General features: G+C 70.1%; 24 protein-coding genes and 1 pseudogene. 14 read left to right on the top strand and 11 right to left on the bottom strand.

Annotated features, from left to right (window positions below; translation table 11 throughout):
• Positions 1-930 (bottom strand): dihydropteroate synthase (gene folP, locus ACWCRB_RS40160; protein WP_451000788.1); only part of this gene is annotated, 930 nt, incomplete at its 3' end.
• A 200-nt stretch (positions 931-1,130) separates the two neighbouring features.
• Between folP and ACWCRB_RS40165 the strand changes: the two genes are divergently transcribed.
• Together ACWCRB_RS40165 and ACWCRB_RS40170 are read left to right on the top strand one after the other, a co-directional pair.
• Positions 1,131-1,481 (top strand): DivIVA domain-containing protein, encoded by a 351-nt coding sequence (locus ACWCRB_RS40165; protein WP_369034904.1) that lies wholly within the window; start codon positions 1,131-1,133, stop codon positions 1,479-1,481.
• Positions 1,478-2,071, top strand: a complete 594-nt coding sequence (locus tag ACWCRB_RS40170) for a DNA-3-methyladenine glycosylase I (protein WP_451000789.1) — start codon at positions 1,478-1,480, stop codon at positions 2,069-2,071. The genes ACWCRB_RS40165 and ACWCRB_RS40170 overlap by 4 nt, the downstream gene beginning before the upstream one ends.
• 51 nt (positions 2,072-2,122) lie before the next feature.
• On the opposite strand, the gene chcB is transcribed toward ACWCRB_RS40170, so the two are convergent.
• On the bottom strand, positions 2,123-2,926 hold the full coding sequence (gene chcB, locus ACWCRB_RS40175; protein ID WP_451000790.1) for a 2-cyclohexenylcarbonyl CoA isomerase: 804 nt from the start codon (positions 2,924-2,926) through the stop codon (positions 2,123-2,125).
• Between the two features lie 357 nt (positions 2,927-3,283).
• Here chcB and ACWCRB_RS40180 point away from each other — a divergent pair, with 357 nt between their 5' ends.
• Positions 3,284-3,451, top strand: a complete 168-nt coding sequence (locus ACWCRB_RS40180; protein WP_003966491.1) for a DUF3117 domain-containing protein — start codon at positions 3,284-3,286, stop codon at positions 3,449-3,451.
• 97 nt (positions 3,452-3,548) lie between these two features.
• Here the strand turns inward: ACWCRB_RS40180 and ACWCRB_RS40185 are convergent, their stop codons facing one another.
• Complete coding sequence (locus ACWCRB_RS40185; protein ID WP_451000804.1) at positions 3,549-4,247, bottom strand: O-methyltransferase; 699 nt, start codon at positions 4,245-4,247, stop codon at positions 3,549-3,551.
• Positions 4,248-4,457: 210 nt separating this feature from the next.
• Between ACWCRB_RS40185 and sigE the strand changes: the two genes are divergently transcribed.
• From sigE to ACWCRB_RS40210, 5 genes are all read left to right on the top strand, one after another.
• A complete protein-coding gene (gene sigE, locus ACWCRB_RS40190; protein ID WP_235475024.1) occupies positions 4,458-5,231 on the top strand; it encodes an RNA polymerase sigma factor SigE in 774 nt (257 codons plus the stop codon).
• On the top strand, positions 5,228-6,226 hold the full coding sequence (locus ACWCRB_RS40195; protein WP_451000791.1) for an anti-sigma factor family protein: 999 nt from the start codon (positions 5,228-5,230) through the stop codon (positions 6,224-6,226). Before sigE ends, ACWCRB_RS40195 begins: the two co-directional genes overlap by 4 nt.
• Before the next feature lie 64 nt (positions 6,227-6,290).
• Positions 6,291-8,090 carry a trypsin-like peptidase domain-containing protein gene (locus tag ACWCRB_RS40200; protein WP_451000792.1) on the top strand — a complete coding sequence of 600 codons (1,800 nt, stop codon included), beginning with the start codon at positions 6,291-6,293 and terminating at the stop codon, positions 8,088-8,090.
• A 208-nt stretch (positions 8,091-8,298) separates the two neighbouring features.
• The gene (locus tag ACWCRB_RS40205) at positions 8,299-8,736 is read left to right on the top strand and encodes a sec-independent translocase (RefSeq protein ID WP_451000793.1); all 438 of its coding nucleotides are present in this window, start codon (positions 8,299-8,301) and stop codon (positions 8,734-8,736) included.
• 226 nt (positions 8,737-8,962) lie between these two features.
• Positions 8,963-9,622 carry a hypothetical protein gene (locus ACWCRB_RS40210; RefSeq protein ID WP_235475020.1) on the top strand — a complete coding sequence of 220 codons (660 nt, stop codon included), beginning with the start codon at positions 8,963-8,965 and terminating at the stop codon, positions 9,620-9,622.
• Positions 9,623-9,761: 139 nt separating this feature from the next.
• Here ACWCRB_RS40210 and ACWCRB_RS40215 read toward each other — a convergent pair whose 3' ends face one another.
• From ACWCRB_RS40215 to ACWCRB_RS40225, 3 genes are read right to left on the bottom strand one after another with little or no spacing between them, the layout of a single operon-like run.
• Positions 9,762-10,895, bottom strand: a complete 1,134-nt coding sequence (locus ACWCRB_RS40215) for an Mrp/NBP35 family ATP-binding protein (RefSeq protein ID WP_451000794.1) — start codon at positions 10,893-10,895, stop codon at positions 9,762-9,764.
• Between the two features lie 43 nt (positions 10,896-10,938).
• On the bottom strand, positions 10,939-11,577 hold the full coding sequence (locus ACWCRB_RS40220; protein ID WP_451000795.1) for a DUF1003 domain-containing protein: 639 nt from the start codon (positions 11,575-11,577) through the stop codon (positions 10,939-10,941).
• Positions 11,567-12,868, bottom strand: a complete 1,302-nt coding sequence (locus ACWCRB_RS40225) for a magnesium transporter MgtE N-terminal domain-containing protein (protein WP_451000796.1) — start codon at positions 12,866-12,868, stop codon at positions 11,567-11,569. Before ACWCRB_RS40225 ends, ACWCRB_RS40220 begins: the two co-directional genes overlap by 11 nt.
• A 267-nt stretch (positions 12,869-13,135) precedes the next feature.
• On the opposite strand from ACWCRB_RS40225, the gene ACWCRB_RS40230 reads away from it, so the two are divergent.
• A complete protein-coding gene (locus ACWCRB_RS40230) occupies positions 13,136-13,843 on the top strand; it encodes a hypothetical protein (RefSeq protein WP_451000805.1) in 708 nt (235 codons plus the stop codon).
• 77 nt (positions 13,844-13,920) lie between these two features.
• Here ACWCRB_RS40230 and ACWCRB_RS40235 read toward each other — a convergent pair whose 3' ends face one another.
• Complete coding sequence (locus ACWCRB_RS40235; protein WP_451000797.1) at positions 13,921-14,466, bottom strand: hypothetical protein; 546 nt, start codon at positions 14,464-14,466, stop codon at positions 13,921-13,923.
• A gap of 41 nt (positions 14,467-14,507) precedes the next feature.
• The gene (locus tag ACWCRB_RS40240) at positions 14,508-15,632 is read right to left on the bottom strand and encodes a magnesium and cobalt transport protein CorA (protein ID WP_451000798.1); all 1,125 of its coding nucleotides are present in this window, start codon (positions 15,630-15,632) and stop codon (positions 14,508-14,510) included.
• Between the two features lie 536 nt (positions 15,633-16,168).
• Here ACWCRB_RS40240 and ACWCRB_RS40245 point away from each other — a divergent pair.
• Entirely contained in the window at positions 16,169-16,774 is a 606-nt protein-coding gene (locus ACWCRB_RS40245) for a suppressor of fused domain protein (RefSeq protein WP_451000799.1), read from the top strand.
• Between the two features lie 167 nt (positions 16,775-16,941).
• Here the strand turns inward: ACWCRB_RS40245 and ACWCRB_RS40250 are convergent, their stop codons facing one another.
• On the bottom strand, positions 16,942-18,165 hold the full coding sequence (locus ACWCRB_RS40250) for an MFS transporter (protein ID WP_451000800.1): 1,224 nt from the start codon (positions 18,163-18,165) through the stop codon (positions 16,942-16,944).
• A 163-nt stretch (positions 18,166-18,328) separates the two neighbouring features.
• Here ACWCRB_RS40250 and ACWCRB_RS40255 point away from each other — a divergent pair, with 163 nt between their 5' ends.
• The 3 genes and pseudogenes from ACWCRB_RS40255 to ACWCRB_RS40265 all read left to right on the top strand — a co-directional run bounded on the left by ACWCRB_RS40255 (position 18,329) and on the right by ACWCRB_RS40265 (position 20,625).
• The gene (locus ACWCRB_RS40255) at positions 18,329-18,970 is read left to right on the top strand and encodes a DUF6758 family protein (protein ID WP_451000801.1); all 642 of its coding nucleotides are present in this window, start codon (positions 18,329-18,331) and stop codon (positions 18,968-18,970) included.
• A 143-nt stretch (positions 18,971-19,113) separates the two neighbouring features.
• Complete coding sequence (locus ACWCRB_RS40260) at positions 19,114-19,971, top strand: PHP domain-containing protein (RefSeq protein ID WP_451000802.1); 858 nt, start codon at positions 19,114-19,116, stop codon at positions 19,969-19,971.
• A 49-nt stretch (positions 19,972-20,020) separates the two neighbouring features.
• Positions 20,021-20,625 (top strand): annotated as a pseudogene (locus ACWCRB_RS40265) (MarC family protein).
• An 88-nt stretch (positions 20,626-20,713) separates the two neighbouring features.
• Here the strand turns inward: ACWCRB_RS40265 and ACWCRB_RS40270 are convergent.
• On the bottom strand, positions 20,714-20,866 hold the full coding sequence (locus ACWCRB_RS40270) for a hypothetical protein (RefSeq protein ID WP_107055985.1): 153 nt from the start codon (positions 20,864-20,866) through the stop codon (positions 20,714-20,716).
• A gap of 207 nt (positions 20,867-21,073) precedes the next feature.
• Here ACWCRB_RS40270 and ACWCRB_RS40275 point away from each other — a divergent pair, with 207 nt between their 5' ends.
• The gene (locus tag ACWCRB_RS40275) at positions 21,074-21,982 is read left to right on the top strand and encodes an NYN domain-containing protein (RefSeq protein ID WP_235475008.1); all 909 of its coding nucleotides are present in this window, start codon (positions 21,074-21,076) and stop codon (positions 21,980-21,982) included.
• Between the two features lie 22 nt (positions 21,983-22,004).
• On the opposite strand, the gene ACWCRB_RS40280 is transcribed toward ACWCRB_RS40275, so the two are convergent.
• The gene (locus ACWCRB_RS40280) at positions 22,005-22,889 is read right to left on the bottom strand and encodes an alpha/beta fold hydrolase (protein WP_451000803.1); all 885 of its coding nucleotides are present in this window, start codon (positions 22,887-22,889) and stop codon (positions 22,005-22,007) included.
• Positions 22,890-23,015 lie beyond the last annotated feature (126 nt).

Consider the following 23,015-nt stretch of genomic DNA (forward strand, 5'->3'; position numbering starts at 1 on the left):
CGGCTCGATGAACTTCTTCGGCGCCCTGCGCCGCGCGATGGCCACGACTGGGTACAGCGACCTGAAGGAGTTCCAGCGGGTTGAGGTCGCGGTGGTCGGCGGGCGGTGGCCCGCGATCGACGTCACCATGTCCAGGACCTGGCGGGTCTCCGCGACCTCGTGGACGCGGTACACCCGCGCCCCCAGCCACATCGACACCGCCGTCGTCGCCAACGTCCCCACCAGCCGTTCCTTCACCGGCCGGTCCAACGTCTCACCCACGAAGTCCTTGTTGGACAGCGACACCAGCACAGGCCACCCCGTCTCCACCATCTCCCCCAGCCGCCGAGTCGCCTCCAGACTGTGCCGCGTGTTCTTCCCGAAGTCGTGCCCCGGATCGATCATCACCGACTCCCGAGGCACCCCCAGCGCGACCGCCCGCTCGGCCAGCCCGACGGTCACCCCGAGGATGTCGGCCATGACATCCCCGTACTCCACCCGATGCGGACGGGTCCGCGGCTCCGCACCGCCCGCGTGCGTACACACCAGCCCCACCCCGTACCGCCCCGCGACCTCCGCGAGCCGCGGATCGACGCCGCCCCACGCGTCGTTCAGCACATCGGCCCCCGCCTCGCACACGGCCTCGCCCACGTCCGCCCGCCAGGTGTCCACGCTGATGACCACGTCGGGGAACCGGCGCCGCACCTCCGCCACGAAGCCGACCGTCCGCCGCGCCTCCTCCGCCGCCGTCACCTCCTCGCCGGGTCCCGCCTTCACCCCGCCGATGTCGATGATGGCAGCACCCTCTGACACCGCCTGTTCCACGCGCGTGAGCGCGGGCTCGTCGCGGAAGGTGGCTCCCTGGTCGTAGAAGGAGTCCGGGGTCCGGTTCACGATCGCCATGATCACCGGCTCGTGCGCGCCGAATTCACGCCTGCCCAGTCTGAGCATCGCCTGTGACCTCTCCTAGTACGTTCCCGGTATTCGGCCGCCTGCGGCCATGACTGCCAGATTCGCATGGCACGATCGGACCCTGCCGCATTGGGCTGAGGCACCGCCCATCGGTCCGATCCACCCGATCCACCCGATCCACCGGTCCGCACGATGCACCTGCTTCTTCCGATCCATCCGAAATCCATGGGGAACCAGCGATGTTGATGTTCTTGTTCCTGGTCGTCGCGCTCGCCGTCGTGGTCGCCGCGGTGACGCTGGCCGTGGTGGGCGGCGGCGAGAACGCCGTCCTGCCGGAGGCCGCGCCCGAGCGGCTCGAGGACCCGCTGCCGCTCGACCGTCCGGTCGACCGCGGCGACGTCGAGTCCCTCCGCTTCCCGGTCGCCGCCCGTGGCTACCGCATGTCGGACGTCGACGACGCGCTCACCCGCCTCGGTGCCGAACTCGCCGAGCGGGACGCCCGTATCGCCGACCTGGAGTCCGCGCTGTCCGGCGCCCAGGCCGCGTCGCGGGTCGCCATGGACAAGCCGGCCCAGGGGAGCGAGCAGTGAGCGCCGGGCCCGGCGAGGCCCTCGCCGGGCCCGACGGCGCTCTGCGCTGCCCCTGGGCGCTCTCCACGGAGGACTACGTCGCGTACCACGACGAGGAGTGGGGGCGTCCGGTCCACGGCGACGAGGCCCTCTTCGAACGGCTCTCCCTGGAGGCCTTCCAGTCCGGCCTCTCGTGGATCACCATCCTGCGCCGCCGGCCGGGCTTCCGTACCGCCTTCGCCGGCTTCAGGATCGCCTCCGTCGCGGTCTTCACGGACGCCGACCGCGAACGGCTCCTCGCCGACGCCGGCATCATCCGCAACCGCGCGAAGATCGACGCGACGATCGCCAACGCGCGCGTGCTCGCGGACTGGGCCCCCGGGGAACTGGACGAGCTGATCTGGTCCCACGCCCCGGACCCGGCCACCCGCCCCGTCCCCAAGACCCTCGCCGACGTCCCCGCGGTCACCCCTGAGTCCACGGCCCTCTCGAAGGCCCTGAAGAAGCGGGGCCTGCGTTTCGTGGGCCCGACGACGGCATATGCCTTGATGCAGGCGTGCGGACTGGTCGACGACCACTTGGCGACGTGCGTCGCGAGAAGCGCCCCTTAAGGGGCGCGGGGAACTGCGCGACCAGCCCCCACCGGACCCGCAGCTCCCAACTCACCGCCCCAAGTACTTCGGCTTCTCCTTGTTGACGAACGCCTGCACCGCGATCGCGTGGTCCTCCGACGCGCCCGCGCGTGCCTGGAGTTCGTCCTCCTTCTCCAGGGTCTCCTCCAAGGAGTGGGAGAAGCCGTAGGCCACGGCCTCCTTGAGGGCCGCGTACGCCACTGTCGGGCCGTCGGCCAGGGCGCGTGCCGTCTTCTCGGCCTCGGCCCGCAGGTCCGCCGAGGGGACGACCCGGTTCGCGATACCCAGCTCGTACGCCTCCTGCGCCTTGATGCTGCGCGGGAACAGAAGCAGGTCCGCGGCGCGCCCGGGGCCGACCACGCGCGGGAGCGTCCAGGAGACGCCCGAGTCGGCGGTCAGCGCCACGCCCGCGAACGACGTGTTGAAGGCCGCCGTGTCCGCGACGACCCGGTAGTCGGCGGCGAGCGCGAAACCGAAGCCGGCCCCGGCCGCGACGCCGTTCACGCCCGCCACCACCGGCTTGGGCATGCCCGTCAGAGCCCGCACGATGGGGTTGTAGTGCTCGCGGACCGTCGTCATGGTCTGACCCGTGCCGGCCTCGCGATCGGCCGCCAGAAGCCCGATGTGCTCCTTGAGGTCCTGGCCCACACAGAATGCCCGGTCCCCGGCCGCGGTCAGCAGCACCGCCCGTACGGCGCCGTCCGTGGCCGCCGCCTGGACCGCCTCCCGGAGTGCGACCTTGGTCGCGATGCTCAGCGCGTTCATCGCCTCGGGGCGGTTCAGCGTGATCGTCGCCAGTCCGTCGTGCACCTCGTAGAGCACGGTGTCGGCCATGGGGGTCCCCTCCGGTGGGTGTCGCGGCTCGGTCGTCGCAGGACAGCATGGCGGAGATCGCGGTCTCAGGAGAGGGCCGGTCATGTGACCTGCGTCAAAGAATTCCCGTCCGTCCGGCGTCGGCGCGAGTCCGCGCGGCGGCGAAGTATCGCAGCCACATCGGCGAATTGAGTGGTTTTGATCGCGCGCGTTGCCCAAGCGATGCCGACTGATGTTGGTCATAGGGTCCTGAGATGCGGGATAATGGCTTGGAAGCAATGTGTTCGATGCCGGTGACGTTCGTCCCATGAGGGGATGGGCGTGCCCTCCTAAGGGGCCGTCGGCGACGATGAGCTGGTTTCAGGAAGGGGAACGAGCATGGCGGCCATGAAGCCGCGGACGGGCGATGGCCCGCTCGAGGTGACAAAGGAGGGGCGGGGCATCGTCATGCGCGTTCCGCTCGAAGGCGGCGGTCGACTCGTCGTCGAGCTGACCCCTGACGAGGCCGACGCGCTGGGCGATGCCCTCAAGAAGGTCGTCGGCTGACGCGCGGACGCGTCCATACCCTTTCAGCTGCCCCGGCACCGTGAACACACGGTGCCGGGGCACTGTTCTGTCCCGGCCGCTGACCTGGAATCCGCTCTCAGCGCTTGACCGCGCACAGCAGACCGTCGCCCACGGGCAGCAGGGACGACACCAGCTCCTGGCTCTCGCGCACCGCGCGCAGCAGCTCCCGCAGCCGTATGACCTCGGTGGGCTGGGGCCCCGAATCGACCGTCCTGCCGTTGGCGAAGACGCCCTCGAAGACCACCAGGCCACCCGTACGGAGCAGACGCAACGATTCAGCTAGGTAGTCGAGGCTCTCCAGCCGGTCGCCGTCGCAGAACACGAGGTCGTAGCCGGCGTCCGCGAGCCGGGGCAGCACGTCCAGGGCGCGGCCCGGGATGAAGCGGGCGCGGTTGCTGGCGAAGCCGGACGCACGGAAGGCCTGGCGCGCGAACTGCTGGTGCTCGGGCTCGGGGTCGACCGTCGTCAGGACCCCGTCCGCGCGCATGCCCTGCAGGAGGTACATGCCCGAGACGCCCGTCCCGGTCCCGATCTCCGCCACCGACTTCGCGTCCACGGAGGCGGCCAGCAGCCGTAGCGCGGCGCCCGTGCTGGGCGCCACCGAGCGCAGCCCTGCCTCGCGGGCCCGGTCACGGGCCCAGCGCAGTGCTTCGTCCTCGGCGACAAAGGCGTCGGCGAACGCCCAGCTCGTCTGCCGGTTGCCGGTAATGACCCTCTCCTGTCCCCGCAGTTGCCTGGGCGTGACTGTATCCGTTGCTGCCGGGAACCCGCAGATGGGACCGGGCGTTTAGAGGGGTGCGGGACGAGGTGGGACAGACAGGCTGAGGACCAGGGGGACAAGCGGATGGACCAGCACACCGAGAAGGCTGAGAACGCAGGGTACGCAGAGGACGCGGGACAGGTGCTCACGCGGCCCGCCGAGCCGTATCAGCACAGATCAATTTCTCGTAAAACCGCTTATCCGGAGCTAACGGGCGAGGTGGCTATGGTAGGGGCTCCACTGGTCACCACCAGAGCCGACAGGGGAGGTGCGGCTGCACCTGTGGATCGGGGAGGAGCGCTCCGGCGTCTTCTCGGATCAGCGGGCAGGCCGAAATCCGTGAACAACACTGCTGCTGACCCCAGCCACGCCGCTGACCGAGCCCAGACCGCGACCTTCTCCACCGACGCGGACGGGCAGGCGTGGACTCCGCCCACGTGGGAGGAGATCGTCAGCACGCACAGCGGCCGTGTCTACCGCCTGGCATACCGCCTCACAGGCAACCAGCACGACGCCGAGGACCTCACACAGGAGGTCTTCGTCCGCGTCTTCCGCTCGCTGTCGACGTACACGCCCGGCACCTTCGAGGGCTGGCTGCACCGCATCACCACCAACCTCTTCCTGGACATGGTCCGCCGCAAGCAGCGCATCCGTTTCGACGCCCTCGGCGACGACGCGGCCGAGCGCCTGCCCAGCCGTGAGCCGTCCCCGCAGCAGGTCTTCAACGACGCGCACTTCGACGCGGACGTCCAGCAGGCGCTGGACACCCTCGCGCCCGAGTTCCGCGCCGCCGTCGTCCTGTGCGACATCGAGGGACTGTCGTACGAGGAGATCGCCGCGACTCTCGGCGTGAAGCTCGGCACCGTCCGCTCCCGTATCCACCGAGGCCGCTCCCAGCTCCGCAAGGCCCTCGCGCACCGCTCTCCGGAGGCCCGTGCCGAGCGCCGCTTCGCGGTGCCACGGGTGGCCGCGCTGGGAGGAGGGGGCGCGAGCGCGTGAGTGGATCGCGGCCGTACTCTGCCGAGCGTCGTCTGGCAGAGCAGCATCTGGGAGACCGCCTCTCCGCCCTTGTGGACGGAGAACTCGGTCATGAGACGCGTGAACGCGTCCTGGCGCATCTGGCCACCTGTCCGAAGTGCAAGTCGGAGGCCGACGCACAGCGCCGTCTGAAGAACGTCTTCGCGGAGATGGCCCCGCCACCTCCGTCCGAGAGCTTCCTGGCCCGCCTCCAGGGCCTGCCCGGCGGAGGTGATTCCGACTCCGGCGGCTCACCGCTGGGCGGGGGAGGGTTCACCGACGGGCTTTCCGCGTTCCCCGGGGGTCCAGGAGCCGGCTCAGGAGTCTTCGGGGTGAGAGGCGAAGGGTTCGGGTACGTCCCGGCCCGGCCGCACACCTCCGTCCTCCCGTCGTCCGCCCCCGGCCGGGGTTTCCGTATCCATGACGTCGGCCGTCACGACGCCGACCGCTCGTCCTCGCGCGGCCTGCGGTTCGCGTTCGCCGCCGCCGGTGCGGTGTCGCTGGCCGCGATCGCGCTGGGCGGGGTGTCGACGGGCGTTCCCGGTGACACGACAGAGGCCCGAGGCACCTCCGGGGGCAGCAATGTGACGCCGATGCGTCCGCAGGGCGGGGGAGCCGCGACGGCTCCCGACAGCCAGCGGCGCCGCTCGGTCGGTCCGCTGCTCTCGCAGGGGTTCGGGCAGGGGACGTTCGGGCAGGCGCCCGTGGCGTCGACAGGGGCGTCCGCGCCGCTGCTGCCCGGCGTGCCGGCACCGGCCTCCGGGGGCCGGGAGCGCGAGGCCATGCATCCGCTGACCACGCCCGTCGTGGCCGCCGCCGCGGTGCTGTCCCCGCTGATACGCCCGCTGGAGGCCCCGCAGGTCGCCCTGACCTCCTGGTCGACGGCGCCCGAGGTGGCCGTCCAGGGCCTGCTCATGGCACCGGCGCCCGACTCGTCCCCCTCACCGTCCCCTTCCTCCACGGACACCGTCCGCTGACCCCACGAACCTGGTTGAATCCGAGGTGCGGGCCGCACAACAGCGGGCCAGGTGTGGGGAGAGCATGAACGAGGGGAAGCCCGCGAAGGCCAAGTGGTGGAACCGGCCTCAGGGGGAGTCGGCGCCGCCGGGTCAGGAGGCGTCGGTTTCCGGCCAGGAGGTTCCGGCCGCCGAGGGGGGCTCGGCTTCCGAGCGGGATTCGACCTCCGAGCGGGGCTCGACCTCCGAGCGGGGTTTGGCCGCCGAGGCGCGGCTGTTCTCCGAGGAGGGTGTGGCTTCCGCAGAGGTTGTGGCGGGGGTCGCCGGTGACGGCGACTTCGAGTTGCCGCCGCCCGCGACGGTGCCTGGAGCGTCGGACGCGTCCGGAGCACCTGGGGTACCTGAAGCCGCGTCTGCCGCCCAGCGGGACCTTCCGCCCGGACCGCCGCAGCCCCTCCACGACCCCGATCCCTACAGCACCCCGCCCTACGGCCATCCCGGCCCCTGGGCGCCCGCTCCGCCGGTCCAGCACCCCGCGATGACCCCGGCGCACGGCACGGCCGTACCGGGGCCGCTGACGCCCCCGGGGCTGTCCGAGGTACCGGAAGACGTGTCCGACGTACCCGAGGCTCCTGCCGCGCCTCCCGCCCCTCCCGAGACCGGCTCCGGACCCAACCCCTGGCAGCGCTACGACCCTTGGTCGGCCTCGCCCCTACAGTCCCTCCAGCCTCTCCAGCAGAACGGAGCCGCGTCCGCCGATGCCCGGCCCGGGGCGCGGAAGCGTGGGCTGGTGGTCGGGGCCGTGCTGATCGCGCTGCTCTCCGGAGGTGTCGGGGGCGCCGTCGGGTCGTATCTGGAGCGGCACGGCGGGGACGGTGAGCGGATCCAGCTGCCGCAGGCCGCGAGCGACGAGGCCGTCGGGCGGGCCCCGGACAGCGTGGCCGGGATCGCCGCGCGTGCGCTGCCCAGCGTGGTGACCCTGCATGTGCGCGGCGACGAGGCCGAGGGCACCGGCACCGGGTTCGTGCTCGACGGCCGGGGACACATCCTCACCAACAACCACGTCGTCGAACCCGCCGGTGCCGACGGCGCGATAACCGTGACCTTCAGCGGCGGCGAGACCGCCGAGGCCGAGGTCGTCGGACGGGACAGCGGATACGACCTGGCCGTCGTCAAGGTGAGCGACGTCGACGGGCTCCAGCCGGTGGTCCTCGGGAACTCCGACAACGTGGTGGTGGGCGACCCCGTCGTCGCCATCGGAGCCCCCTTCGACCTCGCCAACACCGTCACCTCCGGCATCATCAGCGCCAAGGAACGGCCCATCACCGCCGGGGGCGGGAGCGGGGACGGCAGCGACGTGTCGTACGTCGACGCGCTGCAGACCGACGCGCCCATCAACCCGGGCAACTCCGGCGGGCCGCTGCTCGACGCCCGAGCCAGGGTCGTCGGGATCAACTCCGCGATCCGCTCCGCCGACAGCGCCTCGGGGCTGGACGGCGCACAGTCCGGGTCGATCGGGCTCGGCTTCGCCATACCCATCAACCAGGGCAAACGCGTCGCCGAGGAACTGATCAACACCGGGAAGGCGACCCACCCCGTCATCGGCGTCACCCTTGACATGGACTACTCCGGCGACGGAGCGCGCGTCGGCACCGAGGGCAACGACGGCGGGCCCGCGGTCACCACCGGCGGCCCCGGCGACCGGGCGGGCCTGGGGGCCGGCGACATCATCACCGAGGTCGACGGGCGGCGCGTCCACTCCGGCGAGGAACTGATCGTCAAGATCCGCGCCCACCGCCCCGGCGACCGGCTGGAACTGTCCCTGGTGCGCGGCGGCAGGGAACGGACGATCTCCCTCGTCCTCGGCTCGTCTGCCGGCAACTGACAGAAACGTCACAGGTGGCGGGCCCGCACCGCCTCCGACTAGGCAAACATCGCGGAAAACCGGTCGCGTACACGCACTCTTCGGCCCCCGGACGGTACCGGTGGGACAGGATGGCCGGGTACCGTGGAACCGGCCCGGACCACGGAAGACCGCGAAGACCGCACGGACCACCGAGGGCCGAGGACCGAGGACTCGCAAGGAGCTTCAGGTGTTCAATGACATAGGACCGCTCGAGCTGGTGACGCTCGTGCTCCTCGCTGTGCTCGTCTTCGGTCCGGAGAAGCTTCCGAAGATGATCCAGGACGTCACGCGCACCATCCGCAAGATCCGGGAGTTCTCGGAGGGCGCGAAGCAGGACATCCGCCAGGAACTGGGCCCGGAGTTCAAGGACTTCGAGTTCGAGGACCTGAACCCCAAGACGTTCATCCGCAAGCAGCTGGACAACGACGAGCTGGGGCTCAAGGAGATCCGCAACGGCTTCGACCTGAAGAAGGAGATGGCCGAGGTCACGGACGCGGTTCACGGCCGCGACGCCGACTCGTCCTCCTCTTCGGCGTCCTCCTCCGGTACTTCCGGCGGCACCGTCGACATGACGAAGAAGCCCGAGGCGGACGAGCGCCCGCCCTACGACGCGGACGCCACCTGACCGTCGTACTCCTGCGTGCACATGTCCGTGTGCGCGTGACGTGATTCATACTCCGACTGGGCCTCGGACGGCCCGATCCGGACGTCTGCGCGGCCTACGCGCCGGGCGCTTTCCCTGCTGCTCGGAGCGGTGTGGCTATGCTGCCGAGTTGTTGTGGGACCGGACGAGTACGCCCGAAGGGGGGCGGGCCGTCCGGGCCGACGAGAACGAGGAGGCGTCCGGGTACATGGAGACGACAAGTCGGGTGGGCGCACAGGCGCCGGCCGCGGAGGGCGGACAACAGGTCCCCTCCGCCCGGCGCACGGTTGACGGCTATCTGCTGGCGCCCTTCCCTTGGTATGGCCTCGACGAGGCCTTCACGGGACCGCGCTGGCTGATGCAGGTGGGTACGGCGGCCGACGGTGCCGTCGAGCACGGTTCGATCGGGCACGGCGACGAACCCTCCGTACGGCACGAGGCCATGGGGGAGGACAAGGAGCGGTTCGCGGTGGTCGTCACCGTGGCCGCGAACCCCGTACGGCGCAGTGCGGACGGGACGGGGCTGCTGGAGGCCACCTCGGTGTCGTCGGCGGCCTGGCTGGCCGGGGTGGGGCTGCTGTCCTTCACCTGGCCCGGGCAGATGGACCACACCCTGCGGGACGACTGGCTCGACCAGCAGACCGAGACGGCGTGGGTCCTCGCGGACGATCTCGGCGGGTCCGACTGGTCCACGTTGTCCCTGCCGGTGGACGGGGTGCCTACGCCGTTCCACTACCGGGAGTCCGAGTTCGGGTGGGTGCTGGCCGGGTCGACTCAGGAGGGGGTGCACGTGGGGGCGTATGGGCGGGGGATGAGTGCGTACGGTCTTGGCTTCGCCGTGATCAAGGATATTGGCGTGTACGCGTGAGGTTTTGGGGCGCCGTTTGTTTGCGGCGCCCCTTCGCTGTGGGGGTTCAGGTGCGTGGCGACTGCGGGCCCGGTGGGGGCTGATCGCGCAGTTCCCCGCGCCCCTAAAAGCCAAAAGCCACCCCCCCGCTCGCCCCCCGTTAGAACTTGTTCCGTGGGGTGATGCCCAGCGACATGCCCGACAGGCCCCGCTGCCTGCCTCCCAGCTTGCCTGCGATGGCGCGGAGGGCCGCGCCCGCCGCGGAGTCCGGGTCGGACAGGACGACCGGTGTGCCGTCGTCGCCGCCCTCTCGGAGGCGGACGTCGATGGGGATGGAGCCGAGGACCGGGACCGTTGCCCCGGTGGTGCGGGTGAGGCCGTCGGCGACGGTCTGGCCGCCGCCCGTGCCGAAGACGTCGACCATCTCGCCGCAGTGCGGGCAGGGCAGGCCGGCCATGTTCTCGACCACGCCGACGATCTTCTGGTGGGTCTGGACGGCGATGGCGCCCGCGCGCTCGGCCACCTCGGCCGCCGCCTGCTGGGGCGTCGTCACGACGAGGATCTCGGCGTTCGGGACCAGCTGGGCGACGGAGATGGCGATGTCGCCCGTGCCCGGCGGGAGGTCCAGGAGCAGGACGTCCAGGTCGCCCCAGTACACGTCCGCCAGGAACTGCTGGAGGGCCCTGTGGAGCATCGGGCCGCGCCAGACGACCGGGGCGTTGCCCGGGGTGAACATACCGATGGAGATGACCTTCACGCCGTGCGAGGACGGCGGCATGATCATGTTCTCGACCTGGGTCGGACGGCCCTCCACGCCCAGCATGCGCGGCACGCTGTGGCCGTAGATGTCCGCGTCGACCACGCCGACCTTGAGGCCGTCGGCCGCCATCGCCGCCGCCAGGTTGACGGTGACCGACGACTTGCCGACACCGCCCTTGCCGGACGCGACCGCGTACACACGCGTGAGGGAGCCCGGCTTGGCGAAGGGGACCTCGCGCTCGGCCTGGCCGCCGCGCAGGGCGGACGCCAGATCCTTGCGCTGGTTGTCGCTCATGACGTCCAGTTCGACGTCGACGCGCGTGACACCCTCGACCCGCGAGACCGCCTCCGTCACGTTCTTCGTGATCGTGTCGCGCATCGGGCAGCCGGAGACCGTCAGGTACACCGCGACCGCGACCGCCCCGTCCGCGCCGACGACCACCGACTTCACCATCCCCAGTTCGGTGATGGGTCGCTGGATCTCGGGGTCGTTCACCGTCGCCAGTGCTTCACGCACCGCGTCTTCCGTAGCCATAACCACGATGGTACGGCGCCGCACACGGCCCCCGGGAAGCCCGTCACCGGTCTTCTACGTCACGCCCCCGCGGCCGTTCTGCCGGGAATATGCCGGGTCCGCCGGGATGGCGGTCGGGACGGTGCTTGGGATGCCCGTCCGCGTACCGCTCTTCGTACCGTTCCTCCAGCTCCTTGACCAGGTCATGAAGCTCGGAGCGGATCCAGTCCCGGGTCGCGACCTCGCCGAGCCCGGCGCGCAGCGAGGCGATCTCGCGGGTCAGGTACTCGGTGTCGGCGATCGACCGCTCGTTCTGCTTGCGGTCCTGTTCGAGGTTGACGCGGTCACGGTCGTCCTGCCGGTTCTGCGCGAGCAGGATCAGCGGGGCCGCGTAGGACGCCTGGAGGGACAGCATCAGCGTCAGGAAGATGAACGGGTAGTGGTCGAAGCGCAGGTCACGCGGGGCGCTCACGTTCCACAGCACCCACAGGATGATGACGACCGTCATCCAGACGATGAACCGCCCGGTGCCGAGGAATCGCGCGATGCGTTCGGACAGCCGTCCGAAGGCCTCGGGGTCGTACTCGGGCAGCAGCCGGCGGCGAGGGGCGCGCGGCTGGTCGAGCCGGACCCGGGAGCGCCCGGTCGCGGTGGCACCGGTGGCCGCGCGCTCGCGCGTACCGGACTCGCGCTCAGGAGTCATGGGCACCGTCCTCCCCGGCCGAGGGAACGGCTTCGTCGAGGTGGAACTCCGTCTCCCGCCAGTCCTCGGGCAGCATGTGGTCGAGTACGTCGTCCACGGTCACCGCGCCGAGCAGCGACCCGCTCTCGTCGACCACCGGCGCCGCCACCATGTCGTACGTCGCGAAGAACCCGGCGACGACCGGCAGTTCGGCGTCCGGGGAGAGCGGCTGCAGGTCGTCGTCGACGAGCGAGCCGACCAGGGTGTACGGGGGGTCGCGCAGCAGCCGCTGGAAGTGGACCGCGCCCAGGTACTTGCCGGTCGGCGTCTCGTCCGGCGGGCGGCACACGTACACCTGGGCGGCGAGCGCGGGGGAGAGGTCGGGTTCGCGGATCCGGGCCAGCGCGTCGGCGACGGTCGCGTCAGGGCGCAGCACGATCGGCTCGGTCGTCATCAGCCCGCCCGCCGTGTCCTCGCGGTACGCCATCAGCCGGCGCATGTCGGCCGCGTCGGAGGGCTGCATCAGGCTCAGTAGGCGCTCCTGGTCGTCCTCGGGCAGCTCGCCGAGCAGGTCGGCGGCGTCGTCGGGGTCCATCGCCTCCAGGACGTCGGCGGCGCGCTCCTCCTTGAGCTTGCCGAGGATCTCGATCTGGTCGTCCTCGGGCAGCTCTTCGAGTACGTCGGCCAGCCGGTCGTCGTCGAGGGCGGCGGCCACCTCGGCGCGCCGTTTCGGCGACAGGTGGTGCAGGACGTTGGCGAGGTCGGCGGGGCGCAGCTGCTCGAAGGTGGCGAGGAGGCTCTCGGCGCCCTGTCCGTCCTCCTCCAGGGAGAACCCGGTGACGGCGGACCAGTCGACGGTCAGCGTCTCGCCGGTGTTGCGCCGGAAGGCTCCGCCGCGGCCCTTCTTCCGTACGAAGACCCGCTCGATCTCCCAGTCCCGGCGGGCCGGCAGCTGTCGTACCGCCACATCCAGGACGGTGACCTCCTCGCCGGTCTCGTTGAGGGTGACCCGCCGGTCGAGGAGCTCGCCGAGGACGAGCCGTTCGGTGGGGCGCTGTTCGAAGCGCCGGACGTTCAGCACGCCCGTCGTGATGACCTGTCCTGACTCGATGCCGGTGACGCGGGTCATGGGCATGAAGACGCGGCGCCGGGTGGTGAGTTCGACGACGAGGCCGAGCAGCCGGGGCGGGCGGTGGCTGACGCGCAGCATGGCGACGAGGTCGCGCACCCGGCCCACCTGGTCGCCGTTCGGGTCGAAGACGGCCGTACCGGCGAGGTGCGAGACGAAGACACGGGCAGAGGCCGCCGCCATACCGTGCCTCCTGTCTCGGTGTGCGCTGCGGGAAGCGCGTCGGACTGTGTCCCCAGGTATCCGAATTGCCTGCTCGGATGCGCTTCAGGCTAGCCCGTCCGGTTCGGGTCCGCCCTGGTGGGGGGTCCGGACGGACTGGCTCCGCCGGGCCCCGACAGCACCGGTACGCTGCCGTCCACACCCCTCAGGACACCCGTACGAGAGGCAGCCCCACCTGTGTCTGCGATTCCCCGTGGCCGTACCCGCAGCGCCGGACTGGTGGGCGCGATGTGCGCCCTGGTCGTGACGGGGACAGGACTCACGGGATGCAGCTCGGATCCGGACGAGGGCACCAACGGGGTCGGCAAGCTGCCCGCCGACACCATCCAGACGAAGACCCGTACGGCAGCCGAGTCCGCCGACGCCGTACGGCTCTCCGGAACCGTGGTGACCAACGGCACGACGTACACCCTGGACATGCGTCTCAAGGACGACGGCGGCACCGGCTCGGTCACCTCGAAGGGGGCGACGTTCCGGCTGCTGCGGGTCGGGGAGCACCTGTTCCTGAAGGCCGACGCCGCGTTCTGGAGCCACGAGGACAGCGGCAAGGGCGAGGACAGCAAGGCGGACGCGGCGGCCGCCGAGAAGCTCGGGGGCCTGTTCGTGAAGGTGCCCACGGGCGACCCCTCGTACAAGAAGTTCAGCGGCTTCACCGACAAGGACGTCCTCCTGGACGGCCTCCTCACCCTCCACGGCAGCCTCGCGACGGACGGCCACCACAAGCAGTCGGGCATCCGCACCATCCGCATCACCGGCGACGAGGGCTCAGGCGGCACCCTGGACGTCTCCCTGGAGGGCTCCCCGTACCCCTTGCGCCTGGTCCGCGCGGGAGGCGCCGGAACCCTCCTCCTGAGCGACTGGGGCAAGGACTTCGCCCTGGAGGAACCGAAGAAGAACGAGACGGTGGACTACGGGCAGCAGTTGCCGTCGTCCTGAGGGGGTTTGGGGGCTGCGCCCCCAAAGGGGCGCGGGGAACTGCGCGACCAGCCCCCACCGGCCGGCAGGCGAACGAACTACCTACCCCGCCGCTTCCGGAACAGCAGCCGCGGCAACCCCGCAGGGATCGGCTCCCGAGTCGTCGCAGGCGTAGGCAGCGGCGGCGCGGCCAACGACCCCTCCGGCAGAGGGCGCGTGCCCCCCGCGCGCGGAACCAACCGCACCACCCGACATTCCCGCGCCCACCGCAAAGTCATCCCCTCACCGTCGGGCGCGTTCAACCGCTTCCCCTTCAGCTCCGCGACAGCGGCCTCCCACTCGGGGGAGTCAGGCGCCAGCTCCACGACCGTCGCCGACCAGGTGACGAGCCGCCCGCCCTTGTCCTTGCTGCGGACGGTGACCTCCGCCTCCGCCCCCTCGGTGAGCCCCGGCAGCGGCTGCTCACCGGGCCCGTCGCCGACCAGGACGGCCCCACCCTCGTGCCAGACGTGCCACATCGCCCGGGCCGGGATGCCGTGGCCCCCGACGTGCAGCGCGGGCACGCCGTTGCCCTTGACCCAGATGAGCCCGGACTTCTTGGTGGCCTCCTCGACGAGGGCCCGGTCGAGCAGAGTGTCAGTCATGGGCAGAGCGTAACGACGAAGCCCGCCGCCACCAGCCCCCGTCACAGCCAGCCGTTCCGCTTCAGCGTGCGGTGGATGCCGAAGCAGAGGCCCACCATGACCGTCATGACGACGGGGTAGCCGAACTTCCAGTGCAGCTCGGGCATGTAGTCGAAGTTCATGCCGTAGACCCCGCACACCATCGTCGGTACGGCGATGATCGCGGCCCAGGACGTGATCTTCCGCATGTCCTCGTTCTGCGCGACGGACGCCTGTGCGAGGTTGGCCTGGAGGATCGAGTTGAGCAGCTCGTCGAAGCCGATCACCTGCTCCTGGACCCGGGCCAGGTGGTCGGCGACATCGCGGAAGTACTTCTGGATGTCGGGGTCGATCAGCCGCATCGGGCGCTCGCTCAGCAGCTGCATGGGCCGCAGCAGCGGCGAGACGGCCCGCTTGAACTCCAGGACCTCCCGCTTGAGCTGGTAGATCCGGCCGGCGTCGGTACCGCGCGGGGTGCCCTTGCGGCCCGGCGAGAACACCTCCGTCTCGACCTCGTCGATGTCGTCCTGCATGGCGTCCGCGACCGCGACATAGCCGTCCACGACATGGTCGGCGATGGCGTGCAGCACGGCTGAGGGGCCCTTGGCGAGCAGCTCGGGGTCGTCCTGGAGACGGTGGCGCAGCGCGCGCAGGGAGCCCTGGCCGCCGTGCCGGACGGTGATGATGAAATCCCGTCCGGTGAAGCACATCACCTCGCCGGTCTCCACGACCTCGCTGTTCGCGGTGAGTTCGGCGTGGTCGACGTAGTGGATGGTCTTGAAGACGGTGAAGAGCGTGTCGTCGTACCGCTCCAGCTTGGGCCGCTGGTGGGCCTGGATCGCGTCCTCGACGGCGAGCGGGTGGAGCCCGAACTCGCTGGCGATACCGGAGAATTCGGCCTCCGTCGGCTCGTGCAGCCCGATCCACACGAAGCCGCCGTCACGGCGCACCTTGCGCATCGCCTCGTGCGGCGTCGGCGTCTTCGAGGTGCTCGGGTTGTCGACCCGGGCGCCGTCGCGGTAGACGGCGCAGTCGACGACGGCCGAGGGCGTCGAGGGGTCGCGGGTGGTGTCGTAGCTGCCGCCGTCCTTGCGCAGGGAGGGACGGGACGGGCGGACCGCGGCACGCAGGTTGTGGATCATCGACATTGGCAGGCTCCTTCGCGACACGCAACGAAAGACCGCCGTCAACGGTTGGAACTGCCCGGAATGGGGACGTCCTGACTGAGGATGTTTGGCACGTCCACAAAGCGGGGAGCACCGCACCGTCGCGGTGGTGAGCTTCGCTACTGATTCAGAACTGACTCAGATCACATGGATCGGGCAAAACGAAACCAAGTGCTCTTCCGCGATGACGCGAATGCGAGAGGTGACAGCCCAGCGGTAACAGCCGGAGCAACTACATCAGCGGGCGGAAGAGCGGGTGCTACTGCACGGATGACTTCGATCCATTGCAGCCCCACCTCCTCCGGCCGGTCCCTCGTGAGGGACGATCATTCCCCTTCAAGGGGAGCCCCCTAAGGGGAACTTCGTAGGTGTCGGGACTTGATCGCGACTCCCCCAGTGCCTTAAAGGCCTGGGTGGTACCCCCATCTGCGTGCTGCCCGGACTCGGCCTAGGGTAACAGCCGACGGAACTGTCAAGGTGCGCGTTTGCCCGCAACTGACGAGTTCTATGCTCGCCGCATGGCTGATGTTCTTCCTCTGGTCGAGGCCCGGTTGCGTACGACGCTGGGCGAACCGGACGCGCGCGCCGCGGTCACCTTCCTCGGTACGGATCGTGTCGAGGTGCTGCGTTTCCAGGGCCAGGACCGGGACGGGGGGGACGGGGAGATCGTCCGCTACGCCACGCTCGGCATGTCCGCGCAGCCGATGGCGGACCCCACGGCGGTCCTCGCCGACCCGGTGAAGGGCCCGCGCGCCGAACTGGTCATCTCCGTCCGGGCCGGCCTCGCCGACACCGACAAGGTGCTGCGCCCGCTCGCCGTCCTCGCCGCGTCCCCGCAGGTCGAGGGGGTGATCGTGGCCCCCGGTGCCTCGCTCGACGTCGGCGAGCCGCTGTGGCCCGGGGCGCCCTTCACCTCGGTCCTCGTCGCCGAGCCGGGCGGCCTGATCGAGGACCTGGAGCTGGACGAGCCCCTGGATCCCGTCCGCTTCCTGCCCCTGCTCCCGATGACCCCGAACGAGGCCGCCTGGAAACGCGTTCACGGCGCCCAGGCCCTCCAGGAACGCTGGCTCACAAACGGAACGGACCTACGGGACCCGTCCCGCAAGTCCGTCCCCCTGGACTGACCCTCACATCCGACTCCGGAGTGACGGACATCACCAACGGCCCCTTGGAAACCACCAGTTGGGCAACGCCCTGCCTTTAGCTTTTAGGGGCGCGGGGCTGTATCTATTTGCGGCTCCGCCGCGCGGGCGCGACAAGCCCCCACCGGCCTGCGGACAAACCACCGTGCTCAGCCAGCAAAGACGCCAACACCGTCCTCCGCAGCGTGCCGAACCTCCAGCTCCTCCACCTCGCGCGTCAGCGACTTCCTCCGCACAACAACCACCACCGCACCGAGCACAGCCGTAACCGCCGCCACCACGAACGGCATGTGCACGTCCGTCCACCCCTCGATCTTCGGCGCGAAGAACGGCGCCGCAGCCGCCGCGAACCACCGCACGAAGTTGTACCCCGCGCTCGCCACCGGCCGCGGCGCGTCCGATACCCCCAGCGCCAGCTCTGTGTACACCGTGTTGTTCACACCGATGAACGCACCGGACAGCACCGTGCAGACGACGGCAGTGGTGTGGCTGCCGTAGCCGAGGACCAGGACATCGACGGCGAGCAGCACCAGCGAGCCACCCAGCACCGTCAGCGATCCGAACCGCCGCTGCAACCGCGGGGCGACCAGCACCGAGGAGACGGCCAGCAGCACACCCCAGGCGAAGAACACGGCCCCTGACTTGTAGGGCGTCATGTCGAGCACGAACGGGGTGAAGGCCAGCACGGTGAAGAACGTGTAGTTGTAGAAGAAGGACGAGATCGCGGCCGAGGCCAGACCGCCGTGGCCGAGCGCCTTGACCGGGTCGAGCAGTGAGGTCTTCCGGGCGGGCTTCGGCTGCTCCTTCAGGAACACCGTGATGCACAGGAAGCCGATTGCCATCAGGAACGCGGTGCCGAAGAAGGGGTAGCGCCAGCTGGCGTTGCCGAGCAGCGCGCCCACCAGGGGGCCGCACGCCATCCCGAGGCCCAGGGCGGATTCGTACAGCAGGATCGCCGCCGCGCTGCCGCCGGCCGCCGCGCCGACGATGACCGCGAGGGCCGTCGAGACGAAGAGCGCGTTGCCGAGGCCCCAGCCCGCCCGGAAGCCGACCAGTTCGGCGACCGAGCCCGAGGTGCCGGCCAGACCCGCGAAGACCACGACGAACGCGAGGCCGAGCAGCAGGGTCTTGCGGCCGCCGATGCGGCTGGAGACGAAGCCGGTGACCAGCATGGCCACGGCGGTGATCAGGAAGTACGAGGTGAAGAGCAGGGAGACCTGGCCGGCCGTGGCGTCCAGGCCCTTGGCGATGGACGGCAGGATCGGGTCGACCAGCCCGATGCCCATGAAGGCGACGACGGACGCGCCGGCGGTCGCCCAGACGGCCTTCGGCTGCCGGAGGAGGCTTTCGGTGCCTCCCGTGCTGCTGTTCATGTCTGCTCCCCGGGAGATGGTTGGTGTATGCACATAGTAAGTTAGAGTTGCTAATTAATGCAAGCTACATCTAATTTCACCTGGTGGAAACGGTGGAAACGTGTCACTCCGGACGGGTGATCGTCCTTGACGGGAGGAAGGACGGGGAGGACCGTGGGGCCCTATGAGGGGCGAACCCAGTTGCCCGAAGTGTGGTGGCCGGGTCAGGGCTCCCGGACTCTTTGCCGACTCCTGGCAGTGTGATGCGCACGGGACGGTGCATCCGCTGCAGCCCGTGATCCCGCCCAGCGTCGAGGCCCTCAGTGTCGTCGTGCATCGCACGCAGGTTCCGGTGTGGATGCCGTGGCCGCTGCCGGTCGGCTGGCTCTTCACGGGCGTGGGCTGCGCGGGTGACGACAGAAGTGGTGGCCGTGCGACGGCGGTGGCCTGTTCGGGCCCCGGCCCGCTCGGGGGCATGGGTGAGCTGATCCTGGTCGCGGAGGAGCTCGGTGTCGGGCTCGGTGCGCGGTACGCGGGGATCGACGGGCCCGACCCGGGGCCGTACATGAACGTCGAGAAGCCGGCTGAGGCGAAGGTGTTGGCTGCGGGGCGGCCTACTCCGTTGTGGCATGTCACCGGTGGGCCCGATGATCGGGCGGTGTTCGCGGGGGAGGCGCTCGGGCTGTGGTTGTGGGCGGTTGTGTGGCCCGAGCAGTCGGGGTTGCTGATGTATGACGAGCTGGTGCTTACGGATTTGCGGGATGCGGGGGCTGAGGTGGAGTTGGTTCCCTGCGGGGCGTTGTCGCCTCGGTTGCTTCAGCCTTAGCGCTCTGCTGGGTTCGGGGTGCCTGGGTTCGTTGTTGCGTGCGGGCCGGTGGGGGCTTGTCGCGCAGTTCCCCGCGCCCCTAAAAGGCGGCCAGTTATGCTGAGGCGTCCCCCTTGGCACCGTCACTTGCTGGAGTTCGCACCGTGCGCATCGATCTGCACTGCCACTCCACTGCGTCCGACGGTACGGACACGCCTGCCGAGTTGGTGCGTAACGCTGGTGCTGCCGGGCTGGACGTCGTCGCGCTGACCGATCACGACACGACCCGGGGATACGCCGAGGCGATCGCCGCGCTGCCCGCCGGGCTCACGCTGGTGACCGGGGCCGAGCTGTCCTGTCGGCTCGACGGGATCAGCATGCACATGTTGGCCTACCTGTTCGATCCCGAGGAGCCCGCGCTGTTCGCCGAGCGGGAGCTGGTGCGGGACGACCGGGTGCCGCGTGCCCAGGGCATGGTGGCCAAGCTCCAGGAGCTGGGTGTGCCCATCACCTGGGAGCAGGTCCTGCGGATCGCCGGTGACGGTTCCGTGGGCCGGCCGCATGTCGCGACGGCGCTGGTCGAGCTGGGCGTCGTACCCACCGTGAACGACGCCTTCACCGGGGACTGGCTGGCCGACGGCGCCCGGGCCTACGTACCGAAGCACGAGACCGACCCCTTCGAGGCGCTGCGGCTGATCAAGGGGGCCGGCGGCGTGGCCGTGTTCGCGCACCCGGCCGCGAGCAAGCGGGGACGGACGGTGCCGGAGTCCGCGATCGCGGAGCTGGCCGCCGCCGGGCTCGACGGCATCGAGGTCGACCACATGGACCACGAACCGGCGACCCGCGCGCGGCTGCGCGGCCTCGCGGCGGAGCTGGGGCTGCTGGCCACCGGCTCCTCCGACTACCACGGCAGCCGGAAGACCTGTGTGCTCGGGGAGTACACGACGGACCCCGAGGTGTACGGGGAGATCACTCGGCGGGCCACCGGGGCGTTCCCGGTGCCGGGGACCGGCGGAGTGTGACGGTCGTCCGCGCCCCCCTTCCCCGTACCTACGCAAGGCTCCCTCACCCATGTTCGACGTCGCTGTCTTCGGCTCGCTCTTCCTCACCCTCTTCGTGATCATGGATCCCCCTGGGATCACCCCGATCTTTCTCGCGCTCACCCCGGGCGCCCGGCCCGCGTGCAGAAGCGGATGGCGTTCCAGGCCGTCTGTGTGGCCGGTGGTGTGATCACCGTGTTCGGGCTGCTCGGGCATCGGATCCTGGACTATCTGCATGTCTCCGTGCCCGCCCTGATGATCGCGGGCGGGCTGCTGCTCCTGCTGATCGCCCTCGACCTGCTCACCGGCAAGACGGACGAGCCCAAGCAGACCAAGGACGTGAACGTCGCCCTCGTACCGCTCGGCATGCCGTTGCTGGCCGGGCCCGGTGCGATCGTGTCGGTCATCCTGGCCGTGCAGAAGGCGGACGGTGTGGCCATGCAGGTGTCGGTGTGGGCGGCGATCCTGGCCGTCCATGTCGTGCTGTGGGTGGTGATGCGGTACTCGCTGCTGATCATCCGCGTCATCAAGGACGGGGGTGTGGTCCTGGTGACCCGGCTCGCGGGGATGATGCTCTCCGCGATCGCCGTGCAGCAGATCATCAACGGGGTCACCCAGGTGGTCCAGCAGAGCTGATACGCAGAACCCCCGTACGGCTTCGGTGCCGTACGGGGGTTCTGAAGTCTGCTCGTCGTCCGCGAGCGTCATCCGCGCAGGTCGCGCGTTATGAGGCCGAGGTCTCGGCCGGGCGGATCCAGAGGCGCTGCCCTATGGCGGCTGCTTGCTGCACGATCCGGTTGACGGAGGCGGCGTCCACGACCGTACTGTCGACGGGGGTGCCGTCGACGTCGTCAAGACGCATGATTTCGAAGCGCATGGGCTTCTCCCTTCGTCTGGTCATCCTCCTGAGGAGAACTACTTGGTTACGTAGTACTCAACTACGTGAGTGTTACGAACATTCCCTACGCTAAAGAAATTTTTCGAACGTCTAACTACCTCCGGGTAAAAGTCGCATAGACGGCATTCAGGAGACTGACCGGGACCGGTTGTGTTCGAAGCGTGACCGCCGAGACAATGGAGGTATATGAACAACGACGACCACGACGATCACGCGGAGCTGAGCGCCCGCCTCGACCGTACGAACGAGCTGCTCCATCGCATGCTCGCCGAGGTGGCGAAGACGCCCTCGACACATGCGATCTTCGTCGACGCCGGATATCTGTACGCGGCGGCGGGCCGGCTCGTCGCCGGGACCGAGGACCGCCGCAGCTACGAACTGGACGCGGAAGGTCTCATCGAGGCGCTCATCGACAAGGCCCGCACGATCTTCGCGGACAGCCGACTGCTGCGCGTCTACTGGTACGACGGTGCCCGGCGCCGCATCCACACCATCGAGCAGCAGTCGATCGCCGAACTTCCCGATGTGAAGGTGCGCCTGGGCAACCTCAACGCCAACAACCAGCAGAAGGGCGTCGACTCACTCATCCGGACCGACCTGGAGTCACTCGCCCGGCACCGCGCCATCAGCGACGCCGCCCTCATCGGCGGCGACGAGGACCTGGTGTCGGCGGTCGAGGCGGCACAGGGGTACGGGGCACGGGTCCACCTCTGGGGCATCGAGGCGCCCGAGGGCCGCAACCAGGCCGAGCCGCTGCTCTGGGAGGTCGACAGCCAGCGCACGTTCGACCTCGACTTCTTCAAGCCGTACGTCGCCCGGCGCACGGCCGCGTCCTACGAGGCGTCGGTCGGGACGCGGCCCACGCGCGAGGACGTACGGTTCGTCGGCGCGCAGATCGCGGCGAAGTGGCTGGCGGCGCGGGGGCGCGAGTCACTGGTCGAGCTGCTGCCCGGGCATCCGTATCTGCCCGGGTCCGTCGATCAGGACCTCCTGGTGGAGGCGGAGGGGCTGCTCCAGTACTCGCTGCGCGGACAGGCCGAGCTGAGACGGGCGCTGCGGGACGGGTTCTGGGAGCACCTTCAGACGCAGTACTGAGTCGCCTGCTGTCGGCTGATGGCTACTGACTGATGGTGTCCCAGAAATCGGCCAGGGCGCGGGCCGTCTCCAGCGGGCGGTCCGTGTTGGGGGAGTGCTCGGCGCCGTCGATGACGGTCCGGTGCGCGTGCAGTCGTACGGCCATGTCGTCGAGGAGCGGGATGGCCCAGGTGCCGTCCTCGGCGCCGGACAGCACATGGAAGGGCAGTGGTACGGCGGCGAGTTCCGCCACCCGGTCCGGCTCGGTGCACAACTGGCGCCCCGTGGCGACGAGTTGGGCCGGGCTGTTGCCCATCCAGCGGCGGCGCAGATCCTCGCGGTCGTCGAGCCCGGCGTCCACGGCGTCCACCGAGTCGAGGTCGCCGCCGCCCGCCTGTGGGTCGTCCATGGCCTGGATGGCCTCCCAGACCTCGGCCATGCTCATCACGGCGAGCGCGTCCCGGAGCAGTTTCGCGCGCTGCTGCTGGGGCCCGGAGATCTCGGCGGGGCCCGAGGAGATGAGGGTCAGGGAGACGAACGGGGTGTGGTCGAGGAGGACGGCGGCTCGGGCGATCTGGCCGCCGAGCGAGTGGCCGACGAGGTGCACGGGGGTGCCTACGGCTGCCGCCTGTGCGAGCACGTCCTGCGCCAACTCGCTCTGCGCGTACGCCGATTCGTCGTCGCGGGGGCCGGGGGACTCGAACTGGCCGCGGCCGTCGACGGCGACGGTGCGGTATCCGCGCGCGGCGAGTGGCTCGTGCGTCGAGATGAAGTCCTCCTTGCTGCCGGTGAACCCGGGCAGCAGCAGAACAGTCCCCTTCGGCTCGGCGCCGGCGGAGGCGTCGACGACGGCGAACTCGCCGCGCGCGGTACGCAGCGCGTAGGCACGGGCGCCGGGGGGCGGGTCGAAGGTCAGAGGCCTGCTCATGGGACGAGGTTATCCGGCGGGGGTGAGGGGGAGGACCCGCCCTTCTTGCACCGCTCCGAGATACCCCCTGCCCTCGTGCGCCGCTTTCCCGGCACCGAGGGCGGAGCCCCCTTGCCCCGTCTCTAC

The sequence above is a fragment of the Streptomyces sp. NPDC002156 genome (assembly GCF_053593675.1).